Annotated in this window: 11 protein-coding genes; 4 read left to right on the top strand and 7 right to left on the bottom strand. The window is 75.3% G+C overall.

Annotated features, from left to right (window positions below; genetic code table 11):
- Positions 1-37: 37 nt before the first annotated feature.
- Entirely contained in the window at positions 38-1,438 is a 1,401-nt protein-coding gene (locus tag HS045_RS11470; RefSeq protein ID WP_196451247.1) for a hypothetical protein, read from the bottom strand.
- 245 nt (positions 1,439-1,683) lie between these two features.
- Between HS045_RS11470 and HS045_RS11465 the strand changes: the two genes are divergently transcribed.
- Both HS045_RS11465 and HS045_RS11460 read left to right on the top strand, forming a co-directional pair.
- The gene (locus tag HS045_RS11465; RefSeq protein WP_196451246.1) at positions 1,684-2,298 is read left to right on the top strand and encodes a DUF2975 domain-containing protein; all 615 of its coding nucleotides are present in this window, start codon (positions 1,684-1,686) and stop codon (positions 2,296-2,298) included.
- Entirely contained in the window at positions 2,298-2,519 is a 222-nt protein-coding gene (locus HS045_RS11460) for a helix-turn-helix transcriptional regulator (protein ID WP_196451245.1), read from the top strand. The genes HS045_RS11465 and HS045_RS11460 overlap by 1 nt, the downstream gene beginning before the upstream one ends.
- 147 nt (positions 2,520-2,666) lie before the next feature.
- Here HS045_RS11460 and HS045_RS11455 read toward each other — a convergent pair whose 3' ends face one another.
- The 4 genes from HS045_RS11455 to HS045_RS34450 all read right to left on the bottom strand — a co-directional run bounded on the left by HS045_RS11455 (position 2,667) and on the right by HS045_RS34450 (position 10,900).
- Positions 2,667-3,884: a glycosyltransferase gene (locus HS045_RS11455; RefSeq protein WP_196451244.1), complete on the bottom strand. Its 1,218-nt coding sequence runs from the start codon at positions 3,882-3,884 to the stop codon at positions 2,667-2,669.
- Between the two features lie 58 nt (positions 3,885-3,942).
- A complete protein-coding gene (locus tag HS045_RS11450; RefSeq protein ID WP_307827472.1) occupies positions 3,943-5,292 on the bottom strand; it encodes a DHA2 family efflux MFS transporter permease subunit in 1,350 nt (449 codons plus the stop codon).
- A gap of 113 nt (positions 5,293-5,405) precedes the next feature.
- Entirely contained in the window at positions 5,406-8,909 is a 3,504-nt protein-coding gene (locus tag HS045_RS35835) for an MMPL family transporter (protein ID WP_304609600.1), read from the bottom strand.
- Positions 8,909-10,900 (bottom strand): fatty acyl-AMP ligase, encoded by a 1,992-nt coding sequence (locus HS045_RS34450; RefSeq protein WP_230884000.1) that lies wholly within the window; start codon positions 10,898-10,900, stop codon positions 8,909-8,911. Before HS045_RS34450 ends, HS045_RS35835 begins: the two co-directional genes overlap by 1 nt.
- A gap of 167 nt (positions 10,901-11,067) precedes the next feature.
- Between HS045_RS34450 and HS045_RS11435 the strand changes: the two genes are divergently transcribed.
- The gene (locus tag HS045_RS11435; RefSeq protein WP_196451242.1) at positions 11,068-11,700 is read left to right on the top strand and encodes an IclR family transcriptional regulator; all 633 of its coding nucleotides are present in this window, start codon (positions 11,068-11,070) and stop codon (positions 11,698-11,700) included.
- Positions 11,701-11,748: 48 nt separating this feature from the next.
- On the opposite strand, the gene erm is transcribed toward HS045_RS11435, so the two are convergent.
- The gene (erm, locus tag HS045_RS11430; RefSeq protein ID WP_230884127.1) at positions 11,749-12,474 is read right to left on the bottom strand and encodes an ErmE/ErmH/ErmO/ErmR family 23S rRNA (adenine(2058)-N(6))-methyltransferase; all 726 of its coding nucleotides are present in this window, start codon (positions 12,472-12,474) and stop codon (positions 11,749-11,751) included.
- A 644-nt stretch (positions 12,475-13,118) separates the two neighbouring features.
- Here erm and HS045_RS11425 point away from each other — a divergent pair.
- Positions 13,119-13,814, top strand: coding sequence for a hypothetical protein (locus HS045_RS11425; RefSeq protein WP_196451240.1), 696 nt, complete (start codon positions 13,119-13,121; stop codon positions 13,812-13,814).
- A 22-nt stretch (positions 13,815-13,836) separates the two neighbouring features.
- Here the strand turns inward: HS045_RS11425 and HS045_RS11420 are convergent, their stop codons facing one another.
- On the bottom strand, positions 13,837-14,202 hold the full coding sequence (locus HS045_RS11420; RefSeq protein ID WP_196451239.1) for a hypothetical protein: 366 nt from the start codon (positions 14,200-14,202) through the stop codon (positions 13,837-13,839).
- Positions 14,203-14,217: the final 15 nt, after the last annotated feature.

The following is a 14,217-nucleotide window of genomic DNA, read 5'->3' as shown; positions in this document are numbered from 1 at the left end:
CCGCGCCTCGCCTGATCAGCCGGATGTCCGCGGTCGCTCAGGCCGTGGTCAGGTAGACCTGGCCGAAGACCTCGGCGATCTTCTTCAGGTCGGCGGCCGTGTCCGTCTCGGGGGTGGCCGGGTCGTAGACCGCGGCCATCCGGCGCTGGAGCGGGCCGAGCCTCTCCAGCGCCTCCCAGGCGGTCAGGCGCTTGACCCCGCCCTGGGCGTCCTGGAGCCGGGTCCAGACGTTGACCTGCTGGGCGGCGCCGTCCCGGAGCGGGGCGGAGATCCGGTCGGCGACCTCCTGGGCGCTCACGTCGCCGACGAGGCCGGTCTCCTCGGCGGCCACCCGGGTGAGCACGTCCCAGGCGCGGGCGCGGAGCTGGATCGACTGGTTGCGCCGGGCCGTCTTCGCGTCGATCTTCCAGGTCGTGTAGCCGCCGCGCAGCAGGCCGCCGTCCAAGGTGAGCTGGTCGACGCCTCCGGCGCTCAGATAGGACTCGATCCGCTCCGGGGCCAGCAGCGGGTACCTCTTCGCCGTCTCCGTCTTGCACGCCTCGACGGCGCCGCAGGCGAACTCCGGCACGACCGTGTGCACGCCCAGCTGCTTGCCCGGGGCCGCCTGGCGCAGCGCGGCGGAGGCGGCGGCGGCGAAGGCCGCGACCTCCTCGTGGGTGGTGAACGTCGCGTCGTAGCCGAGCTGGGTGGAGAACCGGATCCCGGCCACCTCGGGGCGCGCGGCCAGCGCGCCGATCCGCTTCACCGCGGCGGCGAAGGCCGCGGGGCCCGCCTTCCAGTCGTCGGCCAGCTCGGTGTCCAACCAGACCCGCAGGCCCGCCGTCCTCGCCGCGGTGACGGCCTGGCCGCCGGGGGTCTGCGCGGCCGCGGCGACCTCCGCCGCGGTCGGCGGCTGCGCCGCGACCTGCCCCGTCTGCCCGGCCTGCCCCGTCTGCCCCGTCTGCCCGTTCGGGCCCGTCTGCGCGGTCGCGGTCTTCGCGGTGCCGGTGCCGGTGCCCGTCTCGGGGCCGGCGACCGTGCCGTCGCCGCCCGGTTCGGACCCGCCGACGGCGCACTCCTGGCCGCCGGTCTCGCACTCGGGCGTGCCGCCCTCCTCCGCGTCCTCGGGGAGCGGGGAGTTCTCGTCGCCCTCGGCGCCGCCGTCCGGCGGGGCCGGGCACGAGCTGCCGGGCGCCGCGCAGTCGATGAACCGCCCCGGGTACGGCGCCGCCTCCTTGAGGTTGGCGTTGTCGTCCGCCCCCCAGAACAGGGCGATCTCACGCGCCTCCTCGGGCGTGGCCAGCCAGTGGCACTGGACGTACGCCGGGGTGTCCGCGCCGAGCAGGTCCCGGCAACTGCGGGGATCGTCCTGGGCGTGGGCTGCCGCCGCGGGAGCCACGGCACCGATCAGCGCGAGCATCGAACCGGCGGCGACGGCCCGCCGCAGAGTGAGTCGCATGTCGTGAAACTCCCCGGTATAGCCGGTGTTAACGATCGTTTCGCACCTTACCGAGATCATTGCTGTCCGAACAGGCCCTGTCAGGAAAACACACCGGGACGCCGGGCTCCGGCCCGAGCCGTCCCCGGCGACCGGCGACCGGCGACCGGCGACCGGCGACCGGCGACCGGAGCGAGGCTTCCCCGGCGGCGATTTATCGTTTATCGTTTTATCGAGATTCGATATCCGGTGGAGGAGGTCCGGCCATGGCGAAGCCGCCCGCGAGCATCCGGGTCCTGGAGGGGATCACCTGGACGGGGGTGGGGTTCGCCCTGCTCGGCCTCGTGATGTGCCTCCACGGCATCTTCAGCGACTCCGGTGTCGACACTCGCCACATCGGCGTCAACCCCTACCAGACGACGACCGCGGCCGACGACCCGGCGCCCGCCCCGACCGGCCCGCCGGGCACGGTCAGGATCGCCATGCCCTCCTTCGACCGCACCCTCGCCGTCATCGACCCCGACCTGTCCCAGCGCTTCCTGCTCGTGCTCCCGGACCTGCTGCTCACCGTCGCGCTGAGCGCCGTCGCCGTGATCCTGCTGCAGACGGTCCGGACCTTCCGGGAAGGCGACCCCTTCATCCCCGGGAACGCGCGGCGGCTCGCGGCGATCGGCTTCCTGCTCCTGGGAATCGCCGGCATCCCGCAGGTGGAGGCGCTGAGCCTGAACCTGCTGCTCTCCGGCACCCCGCTGGAGGACCTGAGCGTCTTCGCCGGTGAGGACTTCTCCTGGGCCCTCTTCACCGGGTTCGCCGTCCTCGCCCTGGCCGAGGTCTTCCGCCAGGGCGGCAGGCTCCGCGCCGACACCCAGGGACTGGTCTGATGCCCCCCGAGGAGGAGCACCGCATCGCCGTCCGGCTGGACAAGCTGCTGGCCGACCGCGGGATGACCCTGACCGAGCTGGCCGATCGGGTGGGCGTGACGATCGTCAACCTGTCGATCCTGAAGAACGGCCACGCCCGGGCCATCCGGTTCTCCACCCTCAGCGCGATCTGCCGCGAGCTCGACTGCCAGCCGGGTGACCTGCTCGTCCACGATCCCTGACGGGAGCGGCCCCGGACGGAGACGGTCCGAAGGGCGCGACCCCTGACGGGAGCGGCGAGGCGGACGGCCGGCGCGTGCGGGGCCGAACCGCCGGGGGACGGCGTCCGGGCGCGCAGGCGGAGCCGTGCGCCGCCGCGCGGACGGCGTTCAGGCGCCGAGCGCCTCGCACGCCCGCGCGACCCCGTCCTCGGCGCGCAGCCGCTCCCCCAGCCGGGCCGCCGCCGCCCGGATCCCGGGATCCCGTACGGCCGCCGCCACCCGTCCGGCCAGCGCGCCGGCGGTGAGCCGGCGCACCGGCAGCGGCGCGGGACCCGCGCCCAGCAGGGCCACCCGGGCGCCCCAGAACGGCTGGTCGGAGAAGAACGGGCACACCACCGACGGCACCCCCGCCCGCAGCCCGGCCGCCGTCGTCCCCGCGCCCCCGTGGTGCACCACGGCCGCCGTCCGGGGGAACAGCCACCCGTGGTCCGCCTCGCCGATCACGAGCATGTCGTCCGCCCCGCCGTACGGCAGGCCCTGGAGGATCCCGCGCACCCCGGCCGCCCGCAGTCCCGCCACCACCGCCCGCGCCGTCGCGGCCGGGTCGGCGGGGGCCATGCTGCCGAAGCCCGCGTAGACCGGGGGCGGGCCCGCCGCCAGGAACGCCTCCAGCTCCGGCGGCGGGCTCCAGGAACGCTCCGCGAACCAGTAGCCGGTCAGGTGCACGTGCTCCGGCCAGTCCGCCGGGCGGGCGACGACTACGGGGCTCACCCCGCACAGCACCGGCACCCGGTCCGCCCGCGCCCTCCGGAACACCCCGCCCCGCAGGGGACCGAGACCGAGCACCCGTGCCCGCAGCCGGTCGGCCATCCGGCCGAGCAGCAGCCCGCTCAGCCCCTCCACCAGCGCGTAGCTGCCCCGGTTGCCCCAGGGCCCCAGCGTGCGCAGCGGGACCAGCGGGTTGGGGAAGGCCCGGGTCGGCTCACTCGGCTGGAAGTGCAGCAGCGCGTACGGCATGCCGTACCGCTCGGACAGGTGATGCCCGATCCCGCCCAGCGCCGGGGCCAGCACCAGGTCCGCGCCCGAGCAGGCCGCGTCCGCCTCGGCGACGAGCCGCTCGGCGAGCGGTTCCACCACCCGGCGGAAGCCCCGGACGAACCCGGCCGGGCCGCTCCGCAGCCACGCCTGCCCCTCCTCGGACTCCACGATGCCCTGCGGGTCCACGCCGAGCGGGCTCAGCGCGAGCCCCGCCTCCTCGACCAGCCCGCCGTACCTGCCCGCCGCGACCACGGTCACCTCGTGCCCGCGCGCGGCGAGCCCGGCCCCCAGCGCCACGCACGGCTGGGTGTCCCCCCGCGACCCGAACGCCAGGACCGCGATCCTCACGGGAGCGTCACCGGGACCACCGCTGCCCCGCCGCGCACCGCCGGGGCCGCGCGGCCGCTCATCGGAGCGCCACCAGGCTGACGGCCGCTCCGGCGGCGACCAGCGCGGCGGCGGTGAGCAGGCCGGTCGAGTAACCGGCGGTGAAGCTCGCGGAGCCGTTCACGATCACGCCGACGACCGCGATGCCGAACAGCCCCGACATCTCTCGCGCCACGCTGAACACCCCTCCCGCGACGCCTGCGCGCCCCTCGGGCACGGCGCCCAGCACGGCCGAGCCCAGCGGCATGGTCAGCGCCGAGCCGATCCCGATCACGCACACGGCGGGCAGCAGCTCGGCCCAGCCGTCGCCCGCCCGCAGGAACGCCACCGCGACCATGCCGCCCGCCACCAGCACGAGCCCCAGCGCGACCGTGCGGGCCGCGCCGAGACGGCGTTCGGCGAACGGGACCAGCGGCGTGACCACGGCGACGAGCAGCGCCAGCGGCACGAAGGCGAGTCCCGAGGCGGTGGGACTGAAGCCGAGCACCCCCTGCAGGAACAACGCGGTGAAGAAGAACACCCCGTTGACCCCCAGCCCCCAGAGCACCTGGGCGATCACCCCGCCGGTGAACGCCCGCGCCCGGAACAGCGCCAGGTCCACCATGGGGTCCCGGCCCAGCCGCTCCACGACGGCGAAGGCCACGGCCGAGACCGCGCTGACCGCGAGGGCGGCCACGATCATCGGCGAGGTCCAGCCCAGCTCGGCGGCGAAGGTCAGGCCGAACGTGCCCGCCGACAGCACGGCGATCGAGGCCGCGACCCCCGGCACGTCGACGCGGGCGGCGGTCTCGTCACGCGACTCGGGTACGGCGAACGCCGCCAGGGCCACGCACAGCACGCCGAGGGGCACGTTGAGCAGGAAGATCCAGCTCCAGTGGGCGTGCTGGGCGAGGTAACCGCCGACGACCGGGCCGAGCGCGAGCGCCGCCGCCCCCGAGGCCATCCAGACGGCGACGCCGGTCGAGCGCTCCCGCCCGCCGCCCGCGACCGCGACCACGGCCAGCATCGCGGGCAGGATCAGCGCCGCCCCGCAGCCCTGGACGAGCCGGGCCGCGACGAGCGCGCCCGCCGAGGCAGCCAGCCCGGCGGCGAGGGAGGCGGCGGTGAAGACCGCGAGCCCGGCGATGAGGACCCGGCGGCGCCCGTAGACGTCGGCCAGGCGCCCCCCGGCGAGCATCAGCCCGGAGAAGGTGAGGACGTACCCGGTGACGACCCACTCCAGCACCGCCAGGGACGCGCCCAGCTCGGTCCGGAGGGTGGGCAGGGCCACCGTGACGACCGTGTTGTCCAGGGTGGTCACGAACCCGGCCAGGCCGACGACCAGGAGCAGCGGCCCGCGCCGGTCGGCTATGGCGGGACGTGCGGGCACGGCTTTCCCGCTGCTCCCGGCGGGTCCCGCAGGCACGGCTTTCCCGCTGCTCCCGGCGGGTCCCGCAGGCACGGCTTTCCCGCTGCTCCCGGCGGATCCCGCGGTGAGGCCGCTCATTCGTCCACCTCCACCCAGGCCCAGCCCGACCCGTCCGGCGTGGGCCGCACCACTCTCGTCGTCCTCCGCCCGACGGGCACCCAGCCCTCGCCCCTCTCCCGCGCGCCGTCCCAGCCCTCCCGGGACGCGGGGCGCTCGGGCGCGGTGGACGCGGGCAGGGGGCGCTCGGGCACAAGAGGCCCGGGCAGGGGGCGCTCGGGCACAAGAGGCCCGGCCAGGGGGCGCTCGGGCACAAGAGGCTCGGGCAGGGGCGGGCGGGGCAGGGGCTCCGTGGCCTCCATCTCCTCCACCGGTTCCCGAGCGGGTTCCGGACGCCCGGCGATGGGCACGATCGGCCTGCTGTCCTGCCGCCGCACCGGTGGTTCCAGCCGGTCGATGAGGTGCGGACTGATCGCCGGGAGGCTCCGCGCGGGAGGAACGGGCTCCGGTCCCCGTCCGGCCTCCGGGGCGGGCGGAGGAGAAGCCGGAGAGGGGGACGGCGGAGCCGGAGAGGGGAGAGAGGGGGCGGGACGGGGGCCGTCCGGGACCGGGGAGTGCAGGGGAGCGTGCGGAGGGTGTCCCACCGCGTCCTCGACGGTCAGCAGGGGCTGCGGCGGTGAGGGGACCGTGCCCTCCTCCTCCCAGTGCCAGCCGGGACCGTCCAGATTGGGTTTGACCACCTTCCTGCGCCGCTGCACCGGATCCGCCGGCACGGCCTGCTCCGTGCGCGCGGGGACGGCCTGCTCCGTGCGCGCCAGCACGGCCTGCTCCGTGCGCGCGGGGACGGGCGGCCCCGCCGCCGCCCCGTTGACCGGGAGGGGAGGCAGCGGATAAGGATTCGACCCGTGCCGCCGGGGCGGTGGCGCGGACACGGGCACCCGGGCGTCCCGGACGGGCGCGGGCGCGGTGACCCGCGAAACGTCGGGCGGAGGCCGGACCTCGGACGGAGGAACCTGCCGGACCTCGGACGGAGGAACCGGAGCCTCGGACGGAGGAACCGGAGCCTCGGACGCGGACACGACGGCCTCCGCGGACACGACCGCCTCGGACGCGGACACGACCGCCTCGGACGCGGACACCGGAGCCTGCCGGATCCGCCGCACCTGGGCGATCCGCGGAGCCTGGGGCGGGATGATCCGCGGCGGGTCCGCCGAGTCCCCGGCGGGGAGGGCCCGGGGGGCGTCGCGCGGCCCGCGGACCTCCGTACCCGGCCCGGCCGCCGGGTCGTCCTCGCGCTCCACCGTCACATAGGCGGCCGGGCGGCCGTACGGACCGCGCGGGTCGCGCGGGTCGTGGTGCTCCCGCAGGCCGATCCGCCGGTGGAGGTCCCGCAGAGGGGCCGGGAGCCACCAGTTGGCCTCCCCCATCAGCCGCATCGTCGCGGGCACCAGCAGTCCCCGCACCAGCGTCGCGTCCACCACGATGGCCACGAACATGCCGACGCCCAGCATCTTCACGATCGTGATCCCCGCGGTGGAGAAGGCCGCGATGACCACCAGCAGCAGCAGCGCGGCACTGCTGATCAGCCCGCCCGTCCGCTCCAGGCCGATCGCCACGGCCGCGGTGTTGTCCCCGGTCCGCAGCCACTCCGCCCGCACCCGGCTGAGCAGGAAGAGCTCGTAGTCCATCGACAGCCCGAACACCACCGCCAGGATCAGCACGGTGATCGTCGCCTCGACGCTCCCGGTCGGGGTGAAGCCGAGGAGCCCGGCCAGGTTCCCGTCCTGGAAGGCCCAGACGATCACGCCGAAGGACGCGCCCAGGGACAGGACGTTCATCAGGATCGCCTTGAGCGGCAGCAGGACCGAGCCGAACGCGGCGAACAGCAGCAGGCCGGTCATCAGGCAGACGACGAGCGCGGTCCACGGCAGCGTGGCCGTCAGGCTGTCCTCCAGGTCGAGCTGGGCGGCGGTGGGCCCGCCGACGACCACGTCCTGGACGTTCGGCTCGGGGGGCAGCGCCCGGATCCGCTCGACCAGCGCGCGGGCCTCGTCCGACGCCGGGTCGCCGTCGTGGCGGACCGCGAGCCGCACCGCGCCGCCGGCCTGCGAGACCCCGGTGACGTCGACCCCGGTGACGTGGTCGAGCTCCTTCAGCCGGTCCGCGAAGACCTTCACGTCCAGCGGGCCGACCTCGGTGACCGGGACGGGCCCGGAGTTCTCCACGCCGACCGGGCCGAGCCGCCCGCCCACCTCCGAGGGCAGCGCGCCGGGCGCGGCGGCCGTCATCGGGCCGACGAGGTCGCGCTCGACGAGCACGACGACCTCGATGGGGGACATGGCGTTCCTGGCGAACTCCCGGTCGATCCGCTCGGCGACCTGGCGGCTCTCGACGTGCTCGGGCAGCACCCGGTGGTCCACCCCGCCGAACCGCACGTGCAGGAACGGCGCGGCCAGCGCGAGCAGCACCGCGCCGACCCCGACGAGGTAGGCGACGGGACGCCGCATCACGCTGGACGCGATCCCGTGCCAGCTTCCCCGGCGCCGCCGTCCGAAGTCGGGCATCACGTTCAGCGCGTCGACCCTCGGTCCCAGGACGGCCAGCAGCGCGGGCAGCACGACCAGCGCCGCCGCCATCGCGACCAGCACCACCGCCGCCGCGCCCAGTCCGATCGAGCGCAGGAACATCTGCGGGAACAGCAGCAGCCCGCACAGCGCGGTCGCCACGGTCAGCCCGGAGAAGGCGACGGTCCGCCCGGCCGTCGCGATGGTCCGCACGACGGCCGCCTCCACGGGCGCTCCCCGGCGGGTCTCCTCGCGGAAGGCGCTGAGCACGAAGAGCGAGTAGTCGATGGCCAGGCCGAGGCCCAGCATCGTGACGACGTTCAGCGAGAAGACCGAGACGTCGGTGACCTCGGTGAGCAGCCGGAGCAGCGCGAGCGCGCCGATCACCGAGAGCACGCCGACGACGAGCGGGAGACCGGCCGCGACCAGGCTGCCGAAGACCACGACGAGCAGGACGAGCAGGACCGGCATCGAGATCATCTCGGCCTGCCGCAGGTCCGCGGCGGTCTGCGCGTTGAGGTCCGCCAGCAGCGGGATCCGGCCGCCGATCCGGACGTCGTACCCGGCCGGGCCCTGCCGGAGCCGCTCCTCGACCGCCTCGTACCCGCGTTGCCTGGCCTGCTCCTCGCCCTTCAGGGTGACCAGCGCGTAGGTGGAGTGCCCGTCGGCCGAGACGAGCTCCTTCGCCTCGGTCTTCCAGTAGGTGGAGACCTCGGCGACGTGCTCGGCGGGCAGCGCCTCCAGCGCCTTCTCCACGTCCTTGCGGAAGCGCTCGTCGCGAGCCTCGACGGCGGGGTTCGTGTAGAGCACGACCACGTCGGGCGAACTGCCGCCGAACCACTCCCGGCTCCAGCGCGCGGCCGAGGTCGACTCGGCGTCCGGGTCCTCGAACCCGCCGTCCGTCATCCGGCCGAACAGCCCCGCCCCGAACACCCCCGCCAGGACCGCGAAGACCGTCCCCGCCGCGAGGATCGCCCAGCGCCGGCGGTGGACGAACCGCCCCAGCGACTCGAACATCAGGAACCGGCGTCCCCGGAGTCGCTCCCGGTCCCCGCCGCGACGCCCGGACCGGTCCCGTCCCCGGAGCCGGACCCCTGAGCGGAGCCGGAGGCGGGCGCGGCGCCCGCGAAGGCGCCGTCCAGGTAGGCCCGGGCGCACGCGCGGCGGGCGATCTTCCCGCTCGACGTGCGGGGTACGGCGCCCGCCTCCACCAGCACGAACTCGTCCAGCCGCAAGTCGTGCCCCCTCGCGACGGCGGCCCTGACGTTCGCCTCCACCTCGGCCGGGTCCCTGCCCCCGGCCCCGCGCGACCGCTCGGCCACCACGACCAGCCGCTCCGTCTCCTCCCCCGGCACGGCGAACGCCGCCACGCGGTCCCGGCGGACGGCCGGGTCGGCCTCCTGGACCGTGGCCTCCACATCCTGTGGATAGTGGTTGCGCCCGTCGACGATGATCAGATCCTTGATCCGCCCGGTGACGTAGAGCTCGCCCGCGTGGACCACGCCCAGGTCACCGGTGCGCAGCCAGGTCCCCTCCTCGCCCCGGAGCACGTTCCCGAAGACCTCGGCGCTGTGCCCGGCGTCCCGCCAGTAGGCCCGCGCCACGTTCGACCCCTGGACCCAGATCTCGCCGACCTCGCCGTCGGGCCTGGCCGTGCCGTCCGGCGCGGCGATCACGACGCGCTGCCCCGTCGGCACCCCGCAGGAGACCAGCTCGACGCCCCCGGCCCGATCGCCCGCCGTCCCGCCCGCGCCCCCGGCCCGATCACCCGCCGTCCCGCCCGCGCCCCCGGCCCGATCACCCGCCGTCCCGCCCGCGGTCTCCCTCCCCCGCCCGCCGTACGGCGCGGCGCACGGTTCCGCGGTGGGTGAGGCGGCCTGCTCCGCGACCGGCACCGCCCGGCCGGCGGCCAGCGCGTCCCGGTCGAACGCCGTCGTCCGCGGCGGCAGGTCGCGGGCCATCGCGGTGACGAACACCGTCGCCTCCGCCAGCCCGTAGGCCGGGGTGTGCGCCTCGGGGCGGAGCCCGCACCCGGCGAACGCCTCGGAGAAGTGCCCGATCGTGCCGGCCCGCAGCGGCTCGGCACCGTTGAGCATGACCGCCACCCCCGACAGGTCGAGCGTGGCCTTCTCCTCCTCGGTGACGCGGCTCGCGGTGTACTCGTAGGCGAAGTTCGGTCCGCCGGTGAACACGTCCTCGTAGTCGGCGAGCATCCGCAGCCAGCGGACCGGATGCATGACGAACGCGACCGGGTCCATGAAGACCGACCGGTTGCCGCCGACGATCGGCGCGGCGATGGTCGCGATCAGCCCCATGTCGTGGAAGAGCGGCAGCCACAGCGCCGCCGTGGAGACCCGCGGCACGGCGCGGAAGGCGGTCCAGAGCTGCTCGGCGTTGGCGGTGACGTTGCCGTGGCTGATCTCCACCCCGGCGGGGGCGCGGGTGGATCCGGAGGTGTACTGCAGGTAGGCCAGGTCGCCGAGGCCGATCGGCTCGGGCTCCCACTCGTCGGCGAGCAGGCCGGAGACCTCGTCCACGGCGACGACGTGCTTCGGACGGGGCACTGCGTTCCCACCGTTCCCACCGTTCCCACCGTTCCCGCCGCTCCCGCCGCCCTCGTCCAGGAAGGCCCGGACCGCGTCCAGCGCGGACGTCGCGGTGAGCACGCAGACCGGATCGGCGTCGGCGTAGGCCCGGACCAGCCGGTCGGCGTGGCCGGGCAGGCCGGGGGCGAACAGCGGCACCGCGACCACCCGGGCGTACATCGCGCCGAGCATCGCGACGACGTACTCCAGCCCCTGCGGCGCCAGGATCGCCGCCCGCTCCCCGGGCTGCGCGATCTCGCGCAGCCGTACGGCCAGCGCCCTGGCCCGCAGGTCCACCTGGGACCAGGAGAGCGTGTGCCGGGTCCCGTCACGAGCGGCCGAGTAGTCGAGGAAGGTGTACGCCGGGGCGTCCGGGATCTCTCCCGCCCACCGCGCGACACGGGCGATCAGCGGCTCGCTCATGCTCGAAGGTCCCCTCGCCGGAGTGCAGGGACCTAGCAAGCTACGGCAGGCCGCGCGCGCGGTTCTTGCCAACCGCCCGCACATTCCCGGCCGCCGGTTGTCACCCCCATGACAACCGGTCACCCCGCCATCGGGGCACCCGCCCGGCCACCCCGATAATCGAGGACATGGCGGCCGAATCCTCGCAGACCCTGGAGCGCGGCCTGCGCCTGCTCCGCCTGCTCTCCGGCGAGCTCCGGGGGCGGACCCCGACCGAGATCGCGGCCGAGCTGGAGCTGAGCCGCCCCGCGGTCTACCGCCTGCTGACCACTCTGCAGCGCGAGGGCTTCGTCCGCCGCGACGGCGACGGCCGCGTCCACCTGGGGTTCGGCGTGCTGGTCCTGGCCCGCGCCGTGCAGCCGCTGCTGCGCGAGGGCGCCCTGCCCACCCTGCGCGGGCTCGCCGAGGAGGTCGGCGCCACCGCCCACCTCACGGTGGCCGAGGGCGACGAGGGCCTGGCCGTCGCGGTGGTCGAGCCGTCCTGGACCGACATGCACGTCGCCTACCGCGAGGGCTCCCGCCACCCCCTCGACCGGGGCGCGGCGGGTCGGGCGGTCCTCGCCCTCCGCGCGGGCCGCGGCGGCTACGTCTCCACCGAGGGCCAGCTCCAGGAGGGCGCCCGCGGCATCGCCGCCCCCGTTCCCGGTCTGCCCTGGCTGGAGGCGTCCGTGGGTGTGATCGCCTTCACCCCGCTCGACCCGGACACGGTCGGCCCCCGCGTCGCCGCCGCCGCCGCCGACCTCTCCCGCGCCCTCGGCTGACCCCGGCCGGACGGCCGGTGACCGTACGGCACGGCCCCGGCCGTGCGGTCACCGGTGCAGGTGCTCGTAGAGGACCCGCCACCGGTCGGGGTGGACGTGCGCGACGACCGCGTCCGGGTCGACGCCCGCGGCGGCGAAGGCCGCGTCGACCCGGTCCGCCGGGTGGCGGAGCCGCAGGGTCGCGTGCAGGGAGCCGCCCAGCCCGGTGAAGCCGTACTCGACGAAGTCCCGGTAACCGGGCAGGTCGGGCACGGCCTGCCCGGGTGCGGCCGTACGGCGCTCGATCCGCAGGATCGCGGAGTCGACCGCGGGGACGGGCCGGAACGCCTCGCGGCCGATGCCGTCCAGCAGCTCCCAGCGGTACCAGGGCCACGTCCGCACGGTCAGCATGCTCCAGCGGCCGAAGTCGCCGGTGCGCTTGCGCGCGTACTCCGACTGGGTCACCAGGGTGGCCGAGGTGAGTCCAGGCGCCCGCAGGCACCAGTCCACGATCTTCGAGGTGACCGCGTAGGGGATGTTCCCGGCGACCGCGAACGGCTCGCGCGGCGCGCGGGCGGCCAGGAAGTCCCCCCGGACGACGCGGATGCGCTCATCGCCCGAAGTGCGGGCGGCCAGCTTCCCGGCGAGCAGCGGGTCGATCTCGTAGCCGACGACCTGACCGCAGGTCTCGGCGAACGCCCGGGTCAGCACGCCCTCCCCCGCGCCCGGTTCGAGGACCAGGTCGTGCGGGCCGGCGGCCTCGACCACGCGGGTGACCGCGTCCGGGTCGACCATGAGATTCTGCGACAGGACACGCCGGTCCCGGTCGCGGGCCGTCCGGCCACCGGTACGGCCGCCGCCGCCGTTGCGGACGGCGCGCTGGGTGTGCGAATGGTTTCCGTGAGCGAAGGACTGCGCCACAGTGTTGCCCTTTCGGGTCCGAGATGAACAGGTCTCGGAGGCCCCAGGGCACGCGCAGGAGGAAGCGGGTCCCCTCCCCCTACCGGCCCGGAGCCGGGCTGCGGCGGATGCGGACGAAGAAGATCGGCCCATGGCACGGAAGCGACATGCGGCCCAGGCTAGGCACCGGCCTCACCCGCGCGCAAACGGTTTTCCGCCCCTCGCCGCCCGCGTCCGGAGACGTCCTCCTTCGGCACGCCCCGACGGCGGAGCGGTCGTGCGCCCTTCGGCGGACCGCCCACGCATGCCCCGGCAGATCGCTAACCGAATCAGCGGCAGAACGACCACCACCCCATCGGCAGAACGACCACACACCGTCCGGCAGGACGACCACGGGGCCGGTCGGGGACCCGCCGTGGTGTTCGTGCACGCGGCGATCGCCGACCGGCGGATGTGGGAGTACCGGTTCCGGATGCTGTCCGCGGACCACCGGGTGATCGGAGCGCTCCCGGCGAGCGGTGATCGAGTAGAAAGAAAACATGGCACCGGAGCGGACGCGCACGCCGTGGTGGGCCGTGGGGCTCGCCGTACGGATCGCGCTGCTCGCGCTCCTGCTCTGGGGCGTGCTGGTCTCCGCGCTGCGCGCGTCCCCGGCGGAGCGCACCCTGGAGGACTTCCGCGCCGCGGCCGGAGCCGGCCGGGTCACCCACGTCGACTACCGGGAGCAGGACGGTGACGTCTACCGGCTGGCGTGGGCGGAGGGGCCGCTGGCCTGGCGCGAGGTCCAGGGCCTGCCGGTGGGCGACGGCCCCGCGGTCTACCCGGTCGCGCGGCTCCACCGCGATCTCGGCGCGGACCGGCCCAGACTCGCCGAACCGGAACACGACCCGGACGCCGACGGATTCTTCCCCGACTGGCCGTTCGCCGTCCCCGGCGACGGCCTCGGCCGGTGGGTCGGCGTGGCCTGGGTGGCGGCCTTCCTCATCATGCTGGGCTCGACGCCCCGGCTGGGCAACCGGTGGGCGTGGTTCTGGCTGTTCACCGTCGGGCAGCTCGGCGCGCTCCTGTTCCTCCTGCTCGAACCCCGGCCGATCTGGTTCGGCCCGGAGCGGGAACCGGCGCCGCGGAAGAGATGGGACGGCGGGACGGGCTGCCTGCTCTCGATCGGCCTGGCCCTCGCCGCCGTGGCCGCCGCGGTGGCCCTCGGCCGCCTGGCGGGCCTCGTCCTCGGGTGACCGGCCGAGGACGGGTCACAGCTCACCTGGGAAACTTCGGTCCGGGTCCGTAACGGACGCCCTTCCCGCCCCTGGCTTCTCCGATCTTGTCGAGGAGTTCCCGCTCCCGGAGGGAGTTCAGGATGTCCCTCGCCGCGAACAGGTGGATGTCGAACAACCGCTGAATCGTCCGGTTGGTGACGAAGCCGTACTCCCGGACGTGATCGATGATCTTCTGGTCGGTCTCGTCGAGGCTCCGGCGGCGGTACTCGACCGCCCGTCCCCGCGCGGCCTTCGCAGGCGAGGACCGTCTCCCGCCGTACGTCGCGGCCTCCCGTCGGCGTGGAGGAGACCGAGCCGTGCCGGAGCCGAACCCGGGGAAGGCTCCGGCGGCGATGTTTGACAGCACCCGGCGCGGTGGCGG

The organism is Planomonospora sp. ID82291, from assembly GCF_015711645.1.
Classification (GTDB): domain Bacteria; phylum Actinomycetota; class Actinomycetes; order Streptosporangiales; family Streptosporangiaceae; genus Planomonospora.
This window is presented reverse-complemented; position numbering and strand designations above follow the sequence as displayed.